Genomic DNA, 22,601 nt, shown 5'->3' with positions numbered 1-22,601 from the left:
ATCCCTATTCAACTGCCGTGCCACGATAACTGAACACGGTTGCATACTGGGGCAAACGATAGATACAAATGGAGTTAGCTGAAGATTTTGATACTAGAAGGAAATAACTCAAGGAGTGCTTAACTGTTGACGCTGACGACAAAGTGTCCACGATGTACACACTTATTTTTAGGAAGCCATCAGTTAACCAATTTCAACACGGCCTGGCCCTGGGTAGATACAAGCGCGACTTCAGTGGCTAACGGCTCGATAATCCAGGTGGGCAAAACGACGGGTTCATTTGCATAGTCGAGCGGCGGAAAGTTGTTATCAGATTCGGTCGCGACCGACGCTTGGAGTAGATGAACAGGTGGATACATCTTCAATAGTTTTCCGAATGCAATATTAGCGATTTCCTCGTTTTCGGGCACAAAGAAACGTTGCTTACCATTCTGAACGATATTTATTAGCTCGGTCTCGCGAAATTCTCGTATCTGCTCGGATGTTGAGGGATAGACCTCAACAACACTGGTACCCTGAAAGCGGGTTTTTCGAACCTTAATATCTCCGAGAAGATCGATGTTTTCGTAATCGTCGTTGACGCTCTTAAGAATTTCTTCCGCCGTAGTCGCCGCTGAGCGCCATATTCCGAAATGTTTGCGGATCTCGGTTATACATTCAGCGGAGATATTCACCCCGACCAGCCGCATCCCATCGTTCGTTGTCGTGCGGACGATATTTAGTCCCGTTTGTTGAAGGGCGTTCAGGTGCTTCCAAATTGGCAGCAATGCTCCGCTCAAAAGATGGACCGTCCTCTTTTCGCTCGCCGGAATCTTGCTTTCTTCGTACAGCCACCAGCTTTCGGCCCGGCTTTTGGGGACGAGTTTATATTTTTGAACGAGTTCATTTTCCCGGATATATGAAAGATTATAACCGGCTGGACGACTCACTGAGAACATTTGAAAACGATCGCCGGTTTCGGGGTCGGTGTGAGACAAGGTTGCCCGAACCGCAACATATGAATCGTTGCTTCGGTTTTGATAAAAGCGGATATATTCATTGAGAGAAAGCTCGTCAAATTTTGCGGGATGCGTTGCGACGGTCAATTCTAGCTTGTAATAGACTGTTTGAGCGCCTGTCAGAGGATCGGAATGCAAAACATGGGGCGGTTCGGCGACCATAACGGAAATCGCTTTCAGATCTTCCATCCCGTCATCAATCTTTCCTTTCGACTTCAAATGCTCGATCGTCTCCAGAAAAGTCTGATAGAAATAGTCAAACAAAGCGTTTTGCCGGTCAACCTCAAGTGAAAGCAGACGATTCAAAAATCGCGGAATATTGGTTTTTTCGCTCTCCGAGATCTCCTCGCGGCCTTCACTTCCTTTTTTTACAAGCGCCATGTCATCGAGAGCTCGTTTCGGGTCTTCAAGATTGGGAATAACCTGCCCATTCATAATTCGGGTAAGAACAACATTTAACGCGGCCCTTGCCCAAGTAAGTAATGAACAGCCACTAGAATCTTTCTTAGCTTTCAAACAATTAGGGAAGAATGATGGTCGTTTGACGGTAGAGGATATCTTAAAGATAAAACTGAAAAAGGGCAGCCTCGTATTTCTGGCATCCTGCGACACTAACAATGTTCTGAACGGGGAAGGTCTGGTTAGCCTCGCCTGGGCAATGATGGGCTCGGGGGCCTCCACAGTGATTTCAGCTCAATGGGAGGCAAACGACCAGTCAACGGAGATTTTCACCAAATCATTTTACAAATTCTACAAAGAGGGTGATTCATCTGCCGGAGCTCTTCAGAAGGCGTCGCTGGAGATGATCAAAAACAAATCCAGCAATATGCACGAACCGTATTATTGGGCTAATTTTACTCTAACTGGGGATTATCGATAGTGGGACTCGTACCTATATTTGTATAAGTATGCTTATGTTAAGACCAGTTTCGAATACCTTTTGATCTACGCTACTACGAACATAAACGCCTTGATTTATTGTTCTTACACGAGTACTGTGATAAAAATCTTGTACTAAGGTTTCAAGAATTCGCGGTAGAAATTGCCCGAAGTTTCTTTCGTTTTGAATCTTTCGTATCAATAAAATGTCTAATCAGTTTTTTGAACATCCCATACTAAACTCTCCCTATGAGATTCCATCTCGTCACTGGGGATTAGACGCTGAAGGTCAACCAACACAACAGGTCCTGGAACATCGGCGCCGGGCGGACTTTATCACGCCAATTCCGAAGGCTAAGAAGCAAAAGAAAACTGCTCAACAACCTGGCTTCGTATTTGACGAGGGTGTCGGGCTGTCGACGACCGAGCAGGCATACGATCCAACATCGATCATCAACGAAGTGCGTGGATATGTGGATCAATGGCGAAAATTGACGAATTCGAATGACTGGCTGGTCACGCCCGAAACAGCACGTCTACTTAAACATTGGCGACAACATAAATTCAGCAACCTTCGCCCGTTCTTTTGTCAGATCGAGGCGGTGGAAGTGGCTATTTGGCTTACTGAAGTTGCGCCAAAGTTCCCAGCCGGAAAGAAATTCCTTGAGCATCTAACAAACGCAAATAACGACGCTAATCCCGAATTGATGCGTCTCGCATTAAAGCTTGCAACCGGAGCTGGCAAGACAACGGTCATGGCAATGCTCATCGCCTGGCAGACCTTGAACGCTGTGCGTCAGCCGGGTTCAAAAAAATTCGCTCGTGGATTTCTGATCGTCGCCCCGGGACTGACGATCAAGGATCGTCTTCGTGTACTCCATCCGCACGACCCAGACAGTTACTATCAAAGTCGCGAGTTGGTTCCACAAGACATGCTTCGCGACCTCGACAAGGCTAAGATTGTTATCACCAATTATCATGCCTTCAAACTCCGCGAACGGATCGATATTTCAAAAGGCGGTCGACTCTTGCTGCAAGGCCGAGGCGGCGAAGAACTTAATACTCTCGAAACCGAGGGCCAAATGATCCAGCGGGTCATGCCAGGGTTGATGGGATTAAAGAACATCCTAGTTATCAATGATGAAGCCCACCATTGCTACCGCGAAAAGCCATTAACTGAAGCTGAAAAGGCTCTGAAGGGTGATGATAAGAAGGAAGCTGAGAAGAATCGTGAGGCTGCTCGGATGTGGATCTCCGGACTTGAAACGGTTAAACGAAAACTCGGTGTAAGCCAGGTCATTGATCTGTCTGCGACTCCTTTCTTCCTTCGGGGATCGGGCTATGCCGAGGGGACGCTGTTCCCCTGGACGATGAGCGATTTCTCACTTATGGACGCTATCGAGTGCGGTATCGTCAAGCTGCCCCGCGTTCCGATCGCTGACAATCTTCCAAGTGGTGTTGAGATGCCGATGTTCCGCAATCTCTGGGACCGAATCGGCAAGAAAATGCCCAAGAAAGGTCGTGGAAAAAGTGATTTTCTCGATCCGCTCAGCATACCGGTAGAACTACAAACCGCCCTGGAAGCTCTTTACGGCCACTATGAAAAGACTTTCGAGCTTTGGAAGAGCGGTGGTGTAAGTGTCCCGCCGTGCTTTATTGTAGTTTGTCAGAATACGGCCATTTCCAAACTTATCTACGACTACATTTCCGGTTTCGATCGACCCACAGACGAAGACGGAACGATTCCGCCGCCATTTTTGGGAAAACTCTCGCTATTTTCGAATTACGATGAGCACGGATCTCGCCTTCCGCGTCCAAACACCCTTCTGATCGATAGCGAGCAACTCGAATCTGGCGACGCTCTCGACGAGAAATTTCGCGAGATGGCAGTGGATGAGATAGAGCGATTCAAGCGGGAAATGCGTCAACGCGGTGATCGCGATAAAGCTGAAAAGATGTCCGATCAGGACCTTTTGCGCGAAGTTATGAACACGGTCGGAAAACGCGACAGCCTTGGCGGTCAGATCCGATGCGTTGTTTCGGTATCAATGCTTACAGAGGGCTGGGATGCAAATACGGTTACACATGTGCTTGGCGTTCGAGCTTTTGGAACTCAGTTGCTTTGCGAACAGGTTATCGGTCGGGCGTTGCGGCGCCAATCCTATGATTTGAACGAAGAAGGACTCTTCAATGTCGAGTACGCTGATGTACTTGGCATACCTTTCGATTTCACCGCTAAGCCCGTTGTAGCTCCACCACAACCTCCGCGTGAGACGATACAGGTCAAGGCTATTCGTCCAGAACGTGATGGTCTTGAGATCCGCTTCCCACGAGTTGACGGTTATCGTGTCGAGTTGCCGGAGGAAAGACTGACCGCCAAGTTCAATGAAGATTCTGTATTGGAGCTTACGCCGGAACTCGTTGGACCGTCAGTCACTCGCAATTCTGGCATTATTGGCGAGGCGGTCGATCTTAACCTGAAACACCTCGACGACCTGCGGCATTCGACGCTGCTTTTTCAAGTTACTCAAAGACTTCTATATACGAAGTGGCGTGACCCGGGCGAGGAACCAAAGCTCCACCTTTTTGGCCAGCTAAAACGGATCACCAAGCAATGGTTCGATACATGCCTGGTCTGCAAAGGCGGCACTTACCCGGGACTGCTGATGTACCAAGAGTTGGCCGACATTGCCTGCGATCGAATCACCAAGGCAATAGTCACTGCTGAGGCGGGTAAACGTCCGATAAAGGCAATGCTCGACCCTTACAACCCGGTCGGCTCGACCATGCACGTCAATTTCACAACTTCAAGACGCGACCGCTGGGAAACGGATTCACGAAGGTGTCACATAAACTGGGTGATACTCGACAGCGATTGGGAAGCTGAATTTTGCCGTGTTGCCGAAGGACATCCAAAGGTCCGCTCTTACGTTAAGAACCACAATCTCGGTCTTGAAGTTCCATATCGTTATGGTTCGGAAACACGAACTTATATCCCTGATTTTATAGTGCGGATCGATGATGGCCATGGCGATGAAGATCTACTCAACCTTATTGTCGAGATCAAAGGCTATCGCCGCGAAGACGCCAAGGAAAAGAAATCAACGATGGATACCTACTGGGTTCCGGGAGTCAATAATCTCGGCACTCACGGTCGCTGGGCGTTTGCTGAATTTACTGAGGTCTATCAGATCGAGAGTGATTTCAAAGGAAAGATCCAATCAATGTTTGATGAAATGATCGCTACACAGACAAAAATAAAATGATCAAATCTGTAAATAACTATCCCATTTCGCAACTTTTCGACATCGACGCCAGCGTCGTCTATGTTATTCCCAAATATCAGAGGGAATACACCTGGGGCAAACAGCACTGGCAAAATCTCTTCGACGACCTGATCGAAAACGATCCGGGCTATTTTCTTGGTTCGATCATATGCATAAATCAGTCGACCGATACGTTAGCCATCCAAGAACTCGAGGTGGTCGACGGTCAGCAAAGACTTACGACGATCTCCTTACTATTCGCGGCCGTATACAAGGCTTTTGGTTCGGGCACCGGTGAGCTTAACGAGGATCTCCTGGTCGAGCGAAACAACATGAAGCGCAAGCTTGTCTTGCGTGGTGCCTCGGATCGAATGCGCGTTGTTCCTCAGAGTCAGAACCGAAATCACGACGACTATCGCGCCATATTGTCAGAAATTGAGGTCATCAACCAATATGAGATTCCATTAAATGCGGGTAACCGGCGAGTAATGAAGGCTTTTCGTTACTTTCAAACACGCATTGAAGAGCTGATAACCGCAGCCGATGATCGAAACGCGGCTCTGATAGGTTTTGTAGATAAGCTAAGCCGAGCCAGCCTTGTAAAGATCGAGGTTGCCAGTCATACCGACGCATATGTTCTTTTTGAGTCTCTCAATGACAGAGGAATGCCGTTAACGGCGGTCGATCTTATAAAAAACAAATTGCTTGCCAAGATAGATAGGGACGATCCGGTTCGTGTCGATTACTACTTTGAGCAATGGCTTGCCTTATTGAATGAGTTAGGCGAAGAGTACGCGATCCACGAGCGATTTTTCCGCCAATATTACAATGCCTTTAAGGATGAACTTAAAGGCATTATCGAAGTTCCAATTGCCACTCGTTCAAATCTTATCTTCATCTTTGAAAAGCTGATAAACCACAACGCGACTGAATGCCTGACAAAAGCGGCCGCAGCTGCGCGACTATACTCATTCATCCTTTCCCGGCGAACTGATAACACTCTTCAAGATCTGCGAAAACCCCTTCAGGACCTCGAGAGAATTCAGGGTGCCCCGTCGTATGTGTTGCTATTAAACCTGTTGACCCGCCGTGGCCAGCTTGGCTTAAACACGGAGCACCTTAAAGCGATCATCAACGATCTGGCTGTATTCTTTGTCCGTCGTAATCTGACGGACACACCACCAACCCACGAGGTCGCCCGCCTTCCTCTCAAGATATTAGAGGGCTCAAGAGGACTGACCGGTCAAGACGTTGTTGATTTTATTCAGGCACAACTTGCTGCCGTTTCATCAACAGATGCAGAATTTCGCCGCCGGCTCGAAGGTTCCATTTACGAGGAGAACATCGGCGTTGCTCGTTATGTTCTTACGGCACTTGCTGAAGACAGCATGACGACAGAAACATTTACTGATCTTTGGGAAAAACCGGGAACGCAAATGACGTGGACCATCGAACACATTTTCCCTCAGGGCGAGAACATTCCCGAATCGTGGGTGCAAATGATGGCGGACGGTGATTCGGAGCATGCGAAACAGATACAGCTCCTGCATGTACATCGGTTGGGGAATCTGACGATTACCGGCTACAACAGTTCCCTCGGAAACAAGAGTTTCGTAGACAAACGGGATAGGACAGATTCTGCAGGTCGGTTTGTCGGTTATAAGAATGGGCTCTCACTAAATTCTGAATTGGCGGATACTGATAGATGGAGTGTGGAGCAAATTCAGTCTCGTGGTGCTGCGCTGGTTAATAGAGCGATGGAATTATTCGCGTTTCCAGGCGTTCCAGAATAAAGGCGGTATATGTCGAAAACTCCAATTAAAAAATCGATCGAAACATTCACCCACGAAGAGGCCTCGCGGAAGAATATTCCGACGGCGGAGCATGAGTCGGTGATGCACGAGGAGCAGAAGTCGCCGATACGTGTGGCTTACGAGCGGCGTAACCGCGATCTTGATCCGCAGCTTGTTTGGCGGGGCAAGGACGAGCAGGATTGGTCGGATCTGGTCGTACAGGCTCCGCCGCTCTATATTCAGGAAAAGGTGCATCCAAAGGTGCTAATAGACGATCTTCGACGGCAAACCGAGAAGGCCGAAAAGACGGCCGTTGATGCACAGATCGATCTTTTTGCCGATTTCAACGGGCTGCCGGACGAAGGTGCGAAGACCGAGTTTTACCAGCACGATCAAAACTGGTCGAACCGGATGATCCTCGGCGATTCGCTTCAGGTAATGGCGAGCCTTGCCGAACGCGAAGGCCTTCGCGGACAGGTGCAGTGCGTCTACATCGACCCGCCATACGGCATCAAGTTCAACTCCAATTTTCAATGGTCAACCACTAGTCGGGATGTAAAGGATGGCAATGCGGATCACATTACACGCGAACCCGAACAGGTCAAAGCTTTTCGAGACACCTGGCGTGATGGAGTTCATTCGTATCTCACATATCTTCGTGATCGCCTAACGGTCGCACGTGATTTATTGACAGAATCAGGCTCCATTTTTGTTCAGATAGGCGATGAAAATGTGCATCTTGTGCGGTCGGTCTTGGACGAAGTCTTTGGTGCAGATAATTTCATCGCAAACATCGCGTACCAGACCACACCCTATGCGACGAGTGATACATTACCAGCCGTTTTCGACACTCTGCTTTGGTACGCACGGAAACGATCATCGGTTAAGTTTCGACAGTTATACAAATCGAAAAGCGACATGCAAAGTATTGATCGTTTCTCGAGCCTGCTTAGCGAAGATGGCAAAACTACTCGTACAATGACGAAAGAGGAACATCAAGCGGGAGAGCCGTCGAAAGGTTGGACGCAGTTTCAGGCCGTCTCACTGGTCTCTCCCGGACGGGCGTCGCAACCCCAACCTTTTTCTTTTCAAGGGAAAATCTACTATCCGCCCCCCAATTCTCACTGGAAAACAGTGGTTACGGGACTCGAACGAGCCGCCTTAGCGGGGCGAATTCATGCAACTTCTAATGGTGTTCGTTTCCGCAGCTTCATTACCGACTTTTCTATTTCGATAACGCATAATATTTGGTCTGACACAAGCGGCGGTATCTCAAGCCGAAGCGATGAAAAACGGTATGTCGTACAGACTAGCCCAAAGGTAGTGGAGCGGTGTCTTTTAATGGCTACTGACCCTGGCGATCTTGTTCTGGACCCGACCTGTGGCTCGGGCACCACCGCTTACGTCTCCGAACAATGGGGCAGGCGCTGGATTACGATCGATACATCACGAGTCGCCTTGGCTCTGGCCCGTGCACGTATCATGGGGACTCGTTATACGTATTATCTACTCGCTGATTCATCCGAGGGACAGCAAAAGGAAGCCGAAATCACGCGAAAAGTTCCGTCAAGTCAGCCGACGCACCAAGATCTCCGACACGGATTCGTCTACGAACGCGTTCCACACGTAATGCTTAGCTCCATCGCTAACAATAGCGAGATAGACGAAATCTGGAATGATTTTCAGCCACGGCTAGAAGAGGTACGCGAAAAACTAAATTCAGCACTAGGAACGCACTTGGAAGAATGGGAGATACCACGCGGTAGGGAAGACGAATGGGAGAAGGAAGCGAAATTCTTGCATTCCGAATGGTGGCGACTTCTGACTGATCGCCAAAGTGAAATCCACAAATCGATTGCCGCCAAAGCCGAGAATGAATATCTCTATGACAAACCCTTCGATGACAACCGAAAAATCCGAGTCGCCGGGCCATTTACGGTCGAGAGTCTCTCGCCACATCGAACGCTCGGTGTGGATGAAAACGACGAACTGATCGATCCGATGAAAGATCCGGGCCGCGACGAAGAAAAAGATTTCGTTTCGATGATCCTCGAAAACCTTCATACCGCCGGTGTTCAGCAGGCCCATAAGGATGACAAGATCGATTTTAGCTCGCTGACGCCATGGCCGGGTGAGATGGTTTGTGCAGAGGGAAGATATGAGGAATCCGGCACTGAGCGCCGAGCGGCGATCTTCGTGGGCCCCGAGTTCGGAACCGTTTCGCGTCCCGATCTGGTCCAAGCCGCCCGCGAGGCCGGCGACGCCGGGTTTGACGTGTTGATCGCCTGTGCGTTCAACTACGATGCCCTTTCATCCGAGTTCGACAAGTTAGGCAAGATCCCGGTGCTCAAAGCCCGCATGAACGCCGACCTGCATATGGCCGAGGACCTGAAAAATACCGGCAAGGGCAATCTGTTTGTGATCTTCGGCGAGCCGGACATCGACATTCTCGACAGCCCGAACGGCCAGATCCAGGTCAGGGTCAACGGCGTGGACGTTTTCCACCCAAACACCGGCGAGGTCCGCAGCGACGGAGCCGACGGCATCGCTTGTTGGTTCATCGACACTGACTACAACGAAGAAAGCTTCTTCGTCCGCCAAGCCTATTTCCTCGGTGCCAACGACCCATATAAATCTCTAAAAACAACCCTCAAAGCCGAGATCAACGAAGAAGCCTGGTCCACGCTCCACAGCGACACATCCCGACCCTTCGACAAACCAGACAGCGGTCGCATTGCTGTTAAAGTAATCAACCATCTTGGGGATGAGGTGATGAAGGTATTTAGAGTGTAAGGTCTGAGTATTGACTACCGCAGTAAATGAAATTATGACAAAAACAACAAATCGAAAACACTCAGTAAAAGCGACGGTCCAGATCCTGGATCTGACGAGAGCAGGCAGCTCCATGAGCCTGGAGATATTTGCCAATGACGAAAAGATCGGTGAGATAAAACTCGGCCGCGGTTCGATCACTTGGTTTGGCAGAAACCGACGTACAGGCAAAGAGATGTCTTGGTCAAAATTTGCCGCGATGATGGACGACATTGCCTACGGTAAATGATGGGCTAAGTTGTCCATGTTTATCGATGGCGGGGCATTCAACCGATTGGAGTTTTCATCGGAATTGGTAGCATTTGGTTCCTAGGTATCGATTCCACGAGTGCTCCTGGGATTGTCATTATCGGAAAGTAGAAAACAATGGCTCAAAGCAAAAGATTTGAATGCGACAACTGTTCCTTTGCTATTGAAGCATGGTCGGACGGTAACCCGTACTACATCGACGAGAGCGGCAAAAAACAGCACGCATACCATCCGGACCATGAAGGGCTCGCCCGCTGTATCGGCAATGATCTGCCACACTTTTGCCTGAGTTGTGCCGAGGAATTTAACGTGGATTCGCTCAGCCCTATATCCAGTTGCCCTGCGTGTCATTCAAATGAAATTGTGGCGTGCTATGAGCTGAGTCAACAAAAATGCCCAAAGTGTGGGACCGGGAAATTCGCAGATGATCCAAACTTTTTTGTCATTTCATGATCACGTTCCGAACGATAGCCCCAAACGGGTACAAGATGCCTCGCTTCAGACATATCTTGTTCTATGGAACAGGTGACCAACCACTCAAGTGACGAAGTAATGAAGGTATTTAGAGTATGACAAAGTTGAACTGGGACCGGGTGAACATGGAAAACCTTATCGCCCGTCGTAATTCTGAATTCTTATCGCGAGAAGGTGGCGATGAACGAGAGAAAATACAGCGCCCATCATCCTACCGGAAGTTTCGGAAATACGTCTCCAAACGAGTCGGCAGTCGACTTCACCAGAGCCAACAAGGGCATGCGGCGTGTACATACTGCGGAAACCTGATCCCGGTCCGGTCAATGGATAAGCATCTCAAGAAGAAGCACTCGCTCTGGCAACGAATTGTCGATGTGTTTCGCCCTAAGCAAAAGTCTTCGGATTCCACACCTATAGATGGCTTAGCAGCGCGACCATATGCTACCGAAAGTGTTCCGAAAAAACCCAAAAAGAAAAAGAAAAAACTCAAGAACGCCGCCGAGAGTGGCATGATAAGTTCTAATCAAGAAAAACGAAACTACGCGACCATTCGCAATAAAAAACTAAAACGGCCGGAACGTATTGTTGATGTAATGTACTCACCCGAAAACACTTGGCTGGCGAATGAGGTTTCGGAGGCACTTGATAAGAACCTCGTCCGAGTTCGCACGATCGAGGTGAGAAGGGAAGGAAAACGAGATTCATTCGGTCGGGTTGAATGGTATTTGAAGGCTCACGGGACAGATGAAGTTGTGGACCGGTTACAACTAGGGATTGACCGATTCGGCTTTAACACGCGGCGCGTCGAAGACTCGCATACGAGTCGGCTGATAGGCGTTATCTCACTATGTGGCCCACCGACGAGTTCCTCAGGGCGTCGACATCCGCGGAAGCGTCGTCCATTCAAAACAGGTTGATCATGGGGACGCAAAGTGTTCCGGCTTGGCGGCTAGCGCGGGACTAGTAGGAAAAAATTCTTGTGAAAGTTCATCTCACACGCACCAAGGGATTTTCATCTGGCGAGTTGCTGCGCGTCAGCGAGTTATTGATCCGTAATTCCGGTCCGATCCGCTTTATTCCAACAAATAAATATATTGCTTTTGCTAAGGATAATTTTGACTGGGATGACCTCTTCAAAGAGATGGCTGCTTTCCGCGATTTGAATAATATCCCCCCCGAGGATTTCCTCGTCTGTATAACCGAACTAAAAGATGATTGGGATGAGTTCTCTATGTGCGACCCATGGGGAACAAACAATATCTTCGTACAAGGAGCGAATTGGGAATCTTATATTTATTCGGAAACGCATTATCCAATTGCGTTTGAGGTCGTTATAAATATCCTCCGCCGAAAACTACTTCCGGGGTTCGAGTGGGTGACCGGAGAAGCTTTCTTGCATGGCAAACCTCGCGGTTGCATCAACGATTCAGCGACTGATAAGGCGGAGGTAGCCTTAAAAATGCGAACGGGAGATATTTGTGCGGATTGTCTTCAAGGTCTGGAGGCAACATTCGCAGATAAACGCGTTCTTAAACAGGCCGTGGAAATCTTCGACACGCTTCGGCGTGGCATGATGTGGTCACGGGTTTACTTAACGCCTCTCAGTTTTGAATCACATCTACCGTTCTCTATCGCGATCACTAAGCGAAAAACGGGCATGACGTCCGAGTCGTTTCGTAAATTCCTGATGATGATCGACCATTTCGATTCGATCGTGAGAACTGCGGTTATCATGCTCGCTCATTTATATTATTCCGGATCCGAAGATACTAAAGTATTTTTTTCTGAGCATGGACTGACGGGAAGGCCGGCACTCGGAACGTGGGTTAGCGCATTGTCGGAACTAGCTCGGTCGGATCTATCGAGCCAACCTGTAGACCTACCCCCCAATTTTTCGAGCCGTGTAAAAAAGGTGATACAGTTTGCAAATGAAGGGAATATCGTCTCGATCAGAAATGAGATGAGAGGCCACGGCTATATCGAGTGTGGCGACGGAGGCTATCAACAAGAACTAAAGGAACTCTCCCCGATAATCGAACAGATCGAACAAAGTCTGAGCCCGTTATTCCATCGCTATAGGCTTCACTATGTCGCGAAACTGCACCACCAGGGAAAAGGACTGTTTGCGATCGACCATGTACCGCTTTCGGGCAGCAATGCGGCGTTTGTCGAGGACAAGCTGACAGTCGAATTCTCAGGATTTGATGACTTGCCGGAGGCAGGCAAGTGCTTTCTCGTAAATTCCGATTACAAAGAATGGACGTGCTTGGATCCCTATATGAAATATGTCGACTGCCCTGAATGTCGGCATCCCCGCCTGCTTGTCTACGACGGTGAGGTTTATCTCGATCCTTTCGTTGGACATCGGGTCAGGTTGAATGTTTAATGGCGCAACAACATTCAGGATGTAGATCATATCGAGTTTGTGCACGACGAAGAATAGCGACCGGTCGGAGACGATGACTAACGAAGACCAACTTTTATCATATTACGATTGGAAGGAGTTGATGCTTCAGCGTCGAGGCCTTCCTAAGCCGGACGGCAGGCAGCTGTATCAGTATCGCCTAAGCGAAGACGAGTTTGTTGATCTCGAAGCATTTCTCCGTCAAAAAATAACAAAGACGACAGCCCATAGCTTTACATTTACAGCGAGGCGGCCGGGGTTTGCGGATTTGTTTGTTTTGTACGGGGCCGAATGGTGGCGTCGTCGTTACGATGGCACTGGTTATGCGTGGGAACCCATCCTTGCCGATCTCGGGACTCACGCCTGGGACTGGAATCAAAGTCATAGAAGTGATTGTGTTAGAAATGGGCTTCACAGTTGGAAGCTTCACACGCTTAGAACCGGAGGGCATCGTTTTCTAGGCGCAGTGGCATTGCAGGGAGGACTTCCTCTGCGGTTACTCGCGGAGGAGCGAAGCAGCATAAGCCGAGTTATAACCCGCGTACTTCGCCTGGCACGGAGAACTGTCGAGTCGCCACAGGAACTTCAGGAATGGGTCGAGAGTCTTCAGGGATATTTACCTATCAGTTATCGACAGCCACTGATATACACGCTTCTGGCTGAGATCGCCTGGACCGTTCTCGATTTGAAAAATCGGGCAGAGCTTACTGCCGGATCGAACGCCATAGCAAAACTTGATCACGTAGTTCCCGGATGGCGAGATCGCTTTCCGTTGCCGATCGATGACCATCATGCGATCGCATTGATCGACCACTTGGTGCGTGAGGCAGCTACGATACGGGTCGAAAGACAGTCGTTGATACTGCCGATCGAACGCACGATCGAAGCCAGCGAAGACGGCAACTGGATCCTCAATTCCTCATTGGACCTTCCCGACACGATCGACAGCAAGCACATCATGAAGCTATTTGAAATAGTGGAGGATGAGTTGCCCCGAACTGGAGAATTAACGATCACAGTTGGCGAAAGATCTCGCTCCGCAGGGTTGCGAAAAATGGCCGGACACGATTCATTTCGAGTCGCAAGAACGCCATGGGGATTCGCAGGACATGAAGCGTGCGGCGAGCACCTGATCCAATTGAACGCGGTCGATGGCCGTGTCTGGTCAGCCGTCGCTACAAAGGGGCAGGCAATAGACGGCGAACTACCGTGGATATTTGCAGGTGACAGTGAAATACCAAGATTAGTAAGGCAAGGGTCGGGTTCAATCGTAGACAACCACGGACTGGTCGCGATCCCATCCGGCTGGCACATATCACCCTCGGACGAAGGGGCGGTGGACGCCAAAGGGCAAATTGTAAACCTTAACAGAAACATGTTTGCCGTCGAAGGAAATTGCGTTGTAACCGACCTAGTCGGAAACAACTTTCGCATTCGCACCGGGAATGCAGCCGCGACGGAAGAGTCCTTCGAGTGGTTAGGAGATCGAATTTGGTCTGGATTCACGAGTCCGTCGACCGCTTTCAAAGGCATGCCCCAGCTTTACTCAATAGATGAAGATGGTGTCAAGAAAAAGGTCTCGGCTGAGATCGGCCTTAAGGTTATCGGAGCCCCAACATCTCAAGTCCTCGTCGGTCCGGTGGAGCTACGATATCCGGCCACGGGTGACATAAGACATCGCACGCGCATGGTTATACTTCCGAAGACGTCGTTATTGACGCTAATGCCCGATAGTCCGCGATCCGGCGTCATCTTTTTCGAGGACTGGGGACTTAAAGATGCTCAGGTAATATCGGAAGATATGAAGACACGTTTCGTCTCAGATGGTCAGAATTCTTTACTTGAGCTTTCAGTGCCTGAAGGTGTCAATGCCCCCGACGAGGTCTCCATTTCGGCTCACTGGCACCATACTACGACGCCGGTCCGACTTGCCCTTCCTTTCCCTGCTAAGGGGGTTAGAGTTTTTGATCGCGGTGGTAATGAAATAAACCAGAGCGAACGCCTTGCGGTTCAACAGCTCATTGGTACCAGACTCGTCGTTCTCGGTGCAAGCCAATACAACCACATGTCGTTGAGATTACGAGCAACGGAGAAGGAGATATCGAGGAAGTACCAGATCAAAAACAATGAAGGACTCCTTAGCCTTTCAATTCGCATTGCAGACTATCGAAAGGATATCGAACACTTGCTTACCATCGATGACAATCCTGACTCGACCGTAATGTTAGAACTGTATTTGAACGGGCAGAAGGAGTTCGGTATAGAGATCACTCCTTATGCATTTCGCCCTGATAGAGATGAAACGGACATCTGGGTAGACTTCGGCGATGGTCTATCCTCGCTAGGAGATGAAGAAGACGGGCCGCAAGCCCTTGCGATCCGGTTAGAGCATCCTGGCGACGAAGTTCAAACTCTTGCGCCCGATGACAAAGTTGACGCGCGCAAAGTTAAGTGGTGCTTCAACCCCGAAAGTCGCGAACCGGGTGCTTGGCTGATCTATCCGCCAGCAAATTCTTCGTACTATTTTCGGCCGACACGCTGGTTCATAAAAGGCGAGGAGGAGGATGTACTCGATGCTTATCAAAGTGCCGTCACGACTAAGGACGAGGACGAACGCCAGATAAAGGTAGACGAATTTATCGCAGACCTCGCCGCAGATTTTCTGCATCCGAACTGGGAAGATATTGAGCAGCTAGCAAATAATACAGGCCATCTCCCGCTTGCAACGCTCGATATCTGGAAACGATTTGCAAGATCGTCAAGAGGAATGGCCGCGTTGTATTTTCGCTTTAGCGGACTTGGGACTCTTTTCCTTTTCAGGTTTGCGGAGGAACTGCCGTTTGCCTGGGAAACAGTTTCATTTTGTGATTGGCGACGTGCAATGGGTTTGGCACAAGCGCAGTGCGACAAAAATTACGGAAAAGAATCAGCCGGAACAGTTCTAAATGTGTTTCTCGAATCTCGGATGGACAGTCTTGTAGCTGAGACCGGTTCACTCCATTACTTGTTCGGCATTTTGAAGGGGCTGATCTCGGATGAGGCTCGGGCAGAGGTTGCCCGTTTGAAAATCGGAGGACAGTTTTCTGAATCGTTCCTTTTTAACGGTGAGTACTCACCACTCAATAAACTTAGACAACGACATTTCCAAGATAACGAGGAGTGGCCGTTGGATCTTGGAGGTCATTCGGTAATCGGGTCACTTGCACCGCGAGGTTCACAATACCTTTACAAGGAAAGACTCGGTTATCCGGACAGCGTGATAAACACGCCCCTACTGCTAGCTGCACAGGTCTGTTGCGATCAGACATTGAATTGGTTTGAAGAACCGCAAAAGATCCATTTACTCCGACAGCACAAAAACTTCGATCCAGATTGGTTCGATGATGCTTTTAACCAAACGGTCGCTCGATGCCTTGCTGATGGACAAATTGATAACACCTAAACTTATGACACTCAATTACTTTTCCGAAATGCTCCCCGTTTTATCGCAACGTGCAAAATACGCGGCTAACAGCTACCTTCGATTCGCAAACGAACCACTAACTCAGCACCTTGGGCAAATGTTTGACCAGCCATTTGGACAACCTGGAGCTTTTTTGGCTGACCCTACTTTCGAAGCTGTATACGGCTGGGAGACGGGAGAACAGACGATGGCGGACCTCGCTGGAAAACTTTTGACAAAAGATATTGTCCACGCGATGGATAACCCACCGAAGGAACATATCGAAGACTATAGATTCGGGAAAGATCAAAAACCATATAAACACCAGATCAAAGCGTGGGAAGCTTTGTCGCAGCCTACACCTCAGTCGATCATTGTTGCAAGCGGTACCGGTTCAGGTAAGACTGAGTGCTTTATGGTTCCGATCCTGGATCAGCTTGCAAAACAACGTGCCGAGAACCAAGGGAAACTAATCGGCGTCAGAGCATTATTTCTATATCCGTTGAACGCTCTGATCAACAGTCAAAGGGAACGGCTACGAGCCTGGACAAGTGCTTTCGATGGCGATGTGCGGTTCAGTCTTTACAATGGAAACACGCCAGACGTCGTCCCGACCCAAACGGCGAAGGGCCATCCTAGCGAGGCACTTGACCGAAAGTCCCTTCGACAGGCTCCGCCGCCAATTCTTGTTACGAACGCGACCATGCTTGAGTACATGCTAGTACGCACCGCAGACGCCCCAATAATTGAGGCATCGCAGGGCAAACTTGAGTGGGTAGTCCTTGACGAAGCTCATAGTTACATAGGTTCGCAGGCGGCAGAAATGGCCTTTTTGATCCGTCGTGTTCTGCTTGCATTTGGTGTTCGCCCTGAGAATGTCCGTTTTGTTGCAACGTCGGCAACGATCGGCGACCCCGAAGGTGCAGCAGGAGAACAGCTTAGAACCTTCCTTGCCGGTATTTCCGGAGTGGATCCCGCCCGTATTCATGTGATTGCTGGAAATCGAGCGATACCCTCTCTGACATTCCTTGACACAAACGACAATAAAACGCTAGGGGATCTTAGGGCGATCGAACCTGAGAAAGAGTGCTCGGCCGAGCGTTATGCCGCGATTTGTGAGAGTTCGACTGCTCAACGATTGAGACGCTTATTCATCGGAGATACCAGTTCGCCACCGGTTTCTCGTTTGTCCGAAATTTGTCGAACTGTTTTTCCGGATCGTCCAAACATTGGGAACGATCATTACGAAGAGTGTTTAAAATGGCTCGACCTTTTGTCCGGTACTAAACCCGCTTCGAAGAATGGGAATGATAATGGAGATTCCTTTCTACCGTTGAGAGCCCATCTTTTTCATCGAACATTTTCGGGCCTGTGGGCTTGTGCGGATCCGGATTGTGATCAGAAGCAAGGAACGCCTTTAAACAGCAAAAAGTGGCCATTTGGTTTGATCTACTTCGATATTCGAAATCACTGTAGTTGTGGAAGTCCGGTTTACGAGGTTGTAAGGTGCGACGGTTGCGGAGAACCATTCCTTTTAGCCGGAATCGATAGTGACGGTACGGTCTGCCATTTGTTGCCGGAAACGGTACTTGATGAATTCGAGCTTGATGATGAAACCGACAATGAAGAATCAGAATTTGATGACTCACATGAAAATCAGAAAACCGTCAACTCACAGAATAAGTTGCTTATTGCAAACCAAAATCTGACCAATGTTGACCTTGTTTATGTTGATCGCGCGACCCGTAAGGAAACCGAGCGGACGGAGGGCGTACTACATCTGCGAGCCCACGAGGATGCAGGCGGGGGGCTCACCTGTCCGTCATGCGGAACCAAGGAGGGTTCGAGAAGAAAAGTCTTTTTGTCGAGCAGGATCGGGGCGCCGTATTTCCTTGGGAGCATTCTCCCGTCACTTCTTGAATATGCCCCCGACGGAGAAAAGCCCGCCGATAACCCATGCCGGGGTAGGCGATTGCTGTCATTCAACGATAGCCGGCAAGGCACTGCACGGATAGCAGCGAGATTGCAGCAGGAATCTGAACGAAATCGCGTCAGAGGATTGCTTTACCATTTTGTACTTGCAGGTAGGACGTCAAATGGATCGACGAAGGCTCAGGAAATAGAAAAGCTGATCGGTGATCTGGAAAAGGCTAATAACGTGTCGCCGAGTGATCAGCTTAGGTCAATTATCGATCAAAAACGACAAGAACTCTTGCTCCTCACCGAATCAAAGACTGTTGGCTTCGCTGATCTCGCTAATAGTCTCGCAAATTCTGGTACTGACTTTGATCAGATGTTGGGCCTATATCGACGTATCGCTGGCGATATTTTCCAAGATCGTGGAAGTGTTGAACTGGCACGCATGTTCCTCGTTCGAGAATTTGGCCGGCGTCCAAAACGAAATAATAATCTTGAAACGATGGGGCTCGTTTCAATTCGGTATCCAGCCCTCGATGTTGTCCAACAGGTTCCACATTCGATTCAGGCGGTCACTGCGCTTACTATCTTTGATTGGCGGGATCTTTTGAAGATCTGTTTGGATTTTTTCGTAAGAGCAAATGGTGCTCTTGAGATAAATCGTGACTGGCGTAAATGGCTCGGTGTTCCGTTTCCACAAAGTTTTTTGATCGATCGAGACTCATCCGAAGTTGGTCGCAATCAAAAAAGATGGTTGCGAGCCAAGCGGATGGGGATGAGAAGTTCGCTTGGAAGGTTATTGGCGTTTACTTTACAGAAGAACATAGATTTGCCGGAAGGTGAAGATATCATTGATGCGGTATTACTTGAGTTATGGAACACTCTTTGTTCAGTTGGCCTTCTGGTGCAGAGACCTGAGGGACGCGTACTTCCATTGGATCATCTTGCATTCGCGCCCATCGAACTAGGTTGGATATGTCCTGTGACACGGCGTGTGCTTGATACAACGTTAAAAGGGGTCACCCCATATCTCCCTAGCGAACCGACTAAAAATACAACCAATTGTGAGAATATCAGCTTGCCAATTTACGATAAGCCTTTCTCGGACACTACGGATGAGCTTGCTCGTATCAGAAATGGCCGAAAATGGCTCTCTGAAAACCAGGAAGTCCTTATACTTCGTGACAAAGGGATATGGACAAGTTTTCATGACCGAGCGGTCGAATTGTCCCTATATTTCACGACTGCGGAACACTCTGCTCAACAAGATTCTAGCACCTTGGAATTGTACGAAAAATGGTTCAAGAATGGCGCTCTCAACCTATTGTCTTGTTCGACAACAATGGAGATGGGGATCGACATTGGTGGTATAAGTATGGTCGCAATGAATAATGTTCCGCCCCATCCAGCGAACTATCTGCAACGAGCTGGGCGAGCAGGACGGCGGCGCGAAGCGCGGTCGACCTCGATGACTTTATGCAAGACCAACCCACATGACCAAGCGGTTTTCAAGAATAGTCGTTGGGCGTTTGATGGTGACCTGCCAGCTCCGCGAGTCTCACTCGACAGTCCAAGAATTGTTCAACGACATGTCAACTCCTATTTACTTTCACATTTCCTAAGAGAACGACTTGGAAACGCCGGTCAGGAATCCCTTCGTCTGAACTGTGGCGGGTATTTTCTGGGAGAAAACCCTTTGGCCGATCAGTTTCCAGCGTGGGCGATGATCGCTCCTGTCGCCAATGATTCTGAGATTGGGGCTGGTTTGAAGGAGCTGGTCCGAGGAAGCATTTTCGATGGCCGTTCTTTAACAAGCGTTGCCACCGACGCATCCTTAGCAATGAGTGACGTAACATCAAAATGGAAGTCTGAATGGGACCAGCTCGAAAGAGAGCTCCAGGATGTGAAAGGTCAACCGGGGTACGAGGAAGTTGCAGTAAAAGCGATTCAGATGCACATGTCACGAATGACGGACGAGTATCTTCTGCGTGAACTTTCGGCCCGTGGTTTTCTTCCCGCCCATGGATTTCCGACAAATATTGCGTCTTTCGATAACCTGACAATTAGCCAATTCAAGCGAATAAAGGGGAATAAAGTTTCTGGTCGCGAAGATAATCGATACCGGCGTCGTGAAATGGCGAGCCGAGATATTGCGACCGCTTTACGCGAGTATGCTCCAGGTTCAGAGATAGTTATGGATGGCCTTGTTTACAAATCGGCCGGTGTAACTTTGAACTGGCATATACCCGCAGATCAATCGGACGTGAAAGAAATTCAGGAGATTCGTTTTGCCTCTCGATGTCGAAAGTGCGGCGCTAGCGGATCTTCTTATAGTTTGGAAGCTTCGAGTACATGCAAGGAGTGCGGAAACGAGATTGGGTCGAAAGACAGGATCGAGTTTCTGGAGCCGGCCGGATTTGCTGTTGATTTTTACGACGACCCGACGAATGACACTTCGACGCAAAAATATATTCCTGTGGAAGATCCATGGATCGACGCGGAGGGCCCTTGGCTGACCTTGCCGAATCCAGACCTTGGTAGGTACCGAGTTTCGACACAAGGGCACATATTTCATCAATCCAGAGGTATATACGGCTTCGGTTATGCGATTTGTCTGGAATGCGGAAGGGCTGAGCCAATGACAGACCGAGCTACGTTGCCGTTAGCCTTTCAACGGCCCCATAACAAACTACGTCGGTCAAAAAATGAAGGTCGTAGCTGCCCGGGTAGTAACAACCCGTGGAAGATCAAGAAAGGACTGAGCCTGGGGCACGAGGGATGGACTGACATTCTCGAGCTGCAACTAAAGACGGAGACCGGAGCGTGGCTTGATGACCCTGTCGCAGCTAGTACGATTTGTGTCGCGGTAAGAGATGCGATAGCCGAAATAATTGGCATACAGTCAAATGAACTGGGATGTCAAATAAAACAGTCGCGACTGGAATTTGGCGGCAACTGTAGATCTCTTCTGATCTTTGACCGTTATGCTGCTGGATATGTCTCTGGTGCCGACCGATTCATAGCCTCTGTTTTCCACGCGGCACACAAGCGACTCCAATGCTCCGCAAATTGCGATAGCGTATGTCCAAATTGTTTATTGGATTACGATCAGCGGTTTGCTATCGACAATCTTGATCGACATCGTGGCTTAGAAATTCTAACCGATACCTGGCTTGACAGCCTCAAGCTACCAGATGATTACGAGTTCTTCGGGCCTGAAACGCGACTTGAACCGCATAACATCTCGGAGTCGATATGGCGCACCGTTTCCCAGAGTAGGATCAACGGCGTTCGGTTCTACACTTCAGGGCCTAAGGCCGACTGGGACATCGCCCCGTCTTCTCTGCGTGAAACGGCATATCGATTAGCAGGACGCGGTATCAATATTGAGATAGTCATTCCCGGTCAACTGACTGGGCTAAACGACGAGGACCGAAACGTCTTAGCGAGTCTCTCGGATCATCCAGATATCTCAATTCGGACGATCTCTGAACCCGCCAGAGTTCAAAACGGCTGGTTGTTAGCAGAAACGATTAAAGGCCCTAGCACTCGATGGGCTATTGATTCTGAAGACGGATTGGCATTCAATTCAAATTGGGGATCAACTGAGGGATTGACCGTTAAGACGAACTTAGGCAGGTCCGAAGAAATCGTTGGCGATCCTCTGCTGTCAAACAATATAAGACCAGAAAACATTGACCTCGGCGATCGCGAGATCGAGATTCTTTCTGATCTTGATGGCCCGGTTTCTTTTTTTGGAAACCTTTTCTGGCAAAGGGTCTGTAACGAACATGATCCAACCCGATTGCTACTTGAATCTGCAGAAGATAAGGTAATTCACTTCAAGTATAGTGACCGCTATCTTTTCACTCCAATTTCAGTTGCGATACTCTTCGAAATAGTAAACGGGCTGCGAAACAAGATCGGGACGGCTCGATGGGCAGATGCCAAGAGTACCATACATACAGCTCGAAAATCAGTTTCGGGCGACGCGTGGTACCCGAACAAACTTGGATCCGACTGGCAAGATGATAATACTCGAGAAAATGTGATCCGCACGCTGTTTCAAAATATCGGTACTGAATCGTCGATCGAATTATTGCAAACCGCGGAATTGGGACATGGTCGGATAATGGAGATCGAGTTCTCTACTGGTAGAAAATTAATAGTACGGATGGATCAGGGGGTTGGCTATTGGCGCATCGCCCCAACTGCCAATCGTCAACTTGTTCTTTTCAACTTTAACGGACCAGTCACAGATCAGTGTTCCACCTTGGCTCGTTTAACGGTTCGTGTTGAGGGACGAGAGATGCCTACGCAGCTATTCCTAAAGCTCCGGTAGAGATG

Annotated in this window: 10 protein-coding genes; 9 read left to right on the top strand and 1 reads right to left on the bottom strand. The window is 49.0% G+C overall.

Translation table 11 applies throughout. The features are described from left to right. Positions 1–179: 179 nt before the first annotated feature. Positions 180–1,514, bottom strand: coding sequence for a strawberry notch C-terminal domain-containing protein (locus IPL32_17290; protein MBK8467573.1), 1,335 nt, complete (start codon positions 1,512–1,514; stop codon positions 180–182). On the opposite strand from IPL32_17290, the gene IPL32_17285 reads away from it, so the two are divergent. The 9 genes from IPL32_17285 to IPL32_17245 all read left to right on the top strand — a co-directional run bounded on the left by IPL32_17285 (position 1,411) and on the right by IPL32_17245 (position 22,596). Next, on the top strand, positions 1,411–1,878 hold the full coding sequence (locus IPL32_17285; GenBank protein ID MBK8467572.1) for a CHAT domain-containing protein: 468 nt from the start codon (positions 1,411–1,413) through the stop codon (positions 1,876–1,878). The two genes, IPL32_17290 and IPL32_17285, sit on opposite strands and share 104 nt — an antisense overlap. 205 nt (positions 1,879–2,083) lie before the next feature. Next, entirely contained in the window at positions 2,084–5,143 is a 3,060-nt protein-coding gene (locus IPL32_17280; protein MBK8467571.1) for a DEAD/DEAH box helicase family protein, read from the top strand. Continuing rightward, positions 5,140–6,936, top strand: coding sequence for a DUF262 domain-containing protein (locus IPL32_17275; GenBank protein ID MBK8467570.1), 1,797 nt, complete (start codon positions 5,140–5,142; stop codon positions 6,934–6,936). The genes IPL32_17280 and IPL32_17275 overlap by 4 nt, the downstream gene beginning before the upstream one ends. Positions 6,937–6,945: 9 nt before the next feature. Continuing rightward, a complete protein-coding gene (locus IPL32_17270) occupies positions 6,946–9,729 on the top strand; it encodes a site-specific DNA-methyltransferase (GenBank protein MBK8467569.1) in 2,784 nt (927 codons plus the stop codon). Between the two features lie 34 nt (positions 9,730–9,763). Then, the gene (locus IPL32_17265; GenBank protein MBK8467568.1) at positions 9,764–9,997 is read left to right on the top strand and encodes a hypothetical protein; all 234 of its coding nucleotides are present in this window, start codon (positions 9,764–9,766) and stop codon (positions 9,995–9,997) included. Between the two features lie 589 nt (positions 9,998–10,586). Beyond that, entirely contained in the window at positions 10,587–11,408 is an 822-nt protein-coding gene (locus IPL32_17260) for a hypothetical protein (GenBank protein ID MBK8467567.1), read from the top strand. Between the two features lie 62 nt (positions 11,409–11,470). Beyond that, positions 11,471–12,877, top strand: a complete 1,407-nt coding sequence (locus IPL32_17255; GenBank protein MBK8467566.1) for a hypothetical protein — start codon at positions 11,471–11,473, stop codon at positions 12,875–12,877. A gap of 73 nt (positions 12,878–12,950) precedes the next feature. Further along, positions 12,951–16,337, top strand: coding sequence for a hypothetical protein (locus IPL32_17250; protein ID MBK8467565.1), 3,387 nt, complete (start codon positions 12,951–12,953; stop codon positions 16,335–16,337). Next, positions 16,276–22,596: a DEAD/DEAH box helicase gene (locus IPL32_17245; protein ID MBK8467564.1), complete on the top strand. Its 6,321-nt coding sequence runs from the start codon at positions 16,276–16,278 to the stop codon at positions 22,594–22,596. The genes IPL32_17250 and IPL32_17245 overlap by 62 nt, the downstream gene beginning before the upstream one ends. Positions 22,597–22,601: the final 5 nt, after the last annotated feature.

Source organism: Chloracidobacterium sp. (genome assembly GCA_016711345.1).
Classification (GTDB): domain Bacteria; phylum Acidobacteriota; class Blastocatellia; order Pyrinomonadales; family Pyrinomonadaceae; genus OLB17.
Note: the sequence above shows the minus strand (reverse complement) of the source record. Positions and strands in the feature narration are given on the sequence as shown.

What these genes read in the sequence shown, in the direction of transcription:
- IPL32_17280 (MBK8467571.1), top strand. Translation starts at nt 2,084, where the DNA reads ATGTCTAATCAGTTTTTTGAACATCCCATACTAAACTCTCCCTATGAG.
- IPL32_17275 (MBK8467570.1), top strand. Translation starts at nt 5,140, where the DNA reads ATGATCAAATCTGTAAATAACTATCCCATTTCGCAACTTTTCGACATC.
- IPL32_17270 (MBK8467569.1), top strand. Translation starts at nt 6,946, where the DNA reads ATGTCGAAAACTCCAATTAAAAAATCGATCGAAACATTCACCCACGAA.
- IPL32_17265 (MBK8467568.1), top strand. Translation starts at nt 9,764, where the DNA reads ATGACAAAAACAACAAATCGAAAACACTCAGTAAAAGCGACGGTCCAG.
- IPL32_17260 (MBK8467567.1), top strand. Translation starts at nt 10,587, where the DNA reads ATGACAAAGTTGAACTGGGACCGGGTGAACATGGAAAACCTTATCGCC.
- IPL32_17250 (MBK8467565.1), top strand. Translation starts at nt 12,951, where the DNA reads ATGACTAACGAAGACCAACTTTTATCATATTACGATTGGAAGGAGTTG.
- IPL32_17245 (MBK8467564.1), top strand. Translation starts at nt 16,276, where the DNA reads ATGATGCTTTTAACCAAACGGTCGCTCGATGCCTTGCTGATGGACAAA.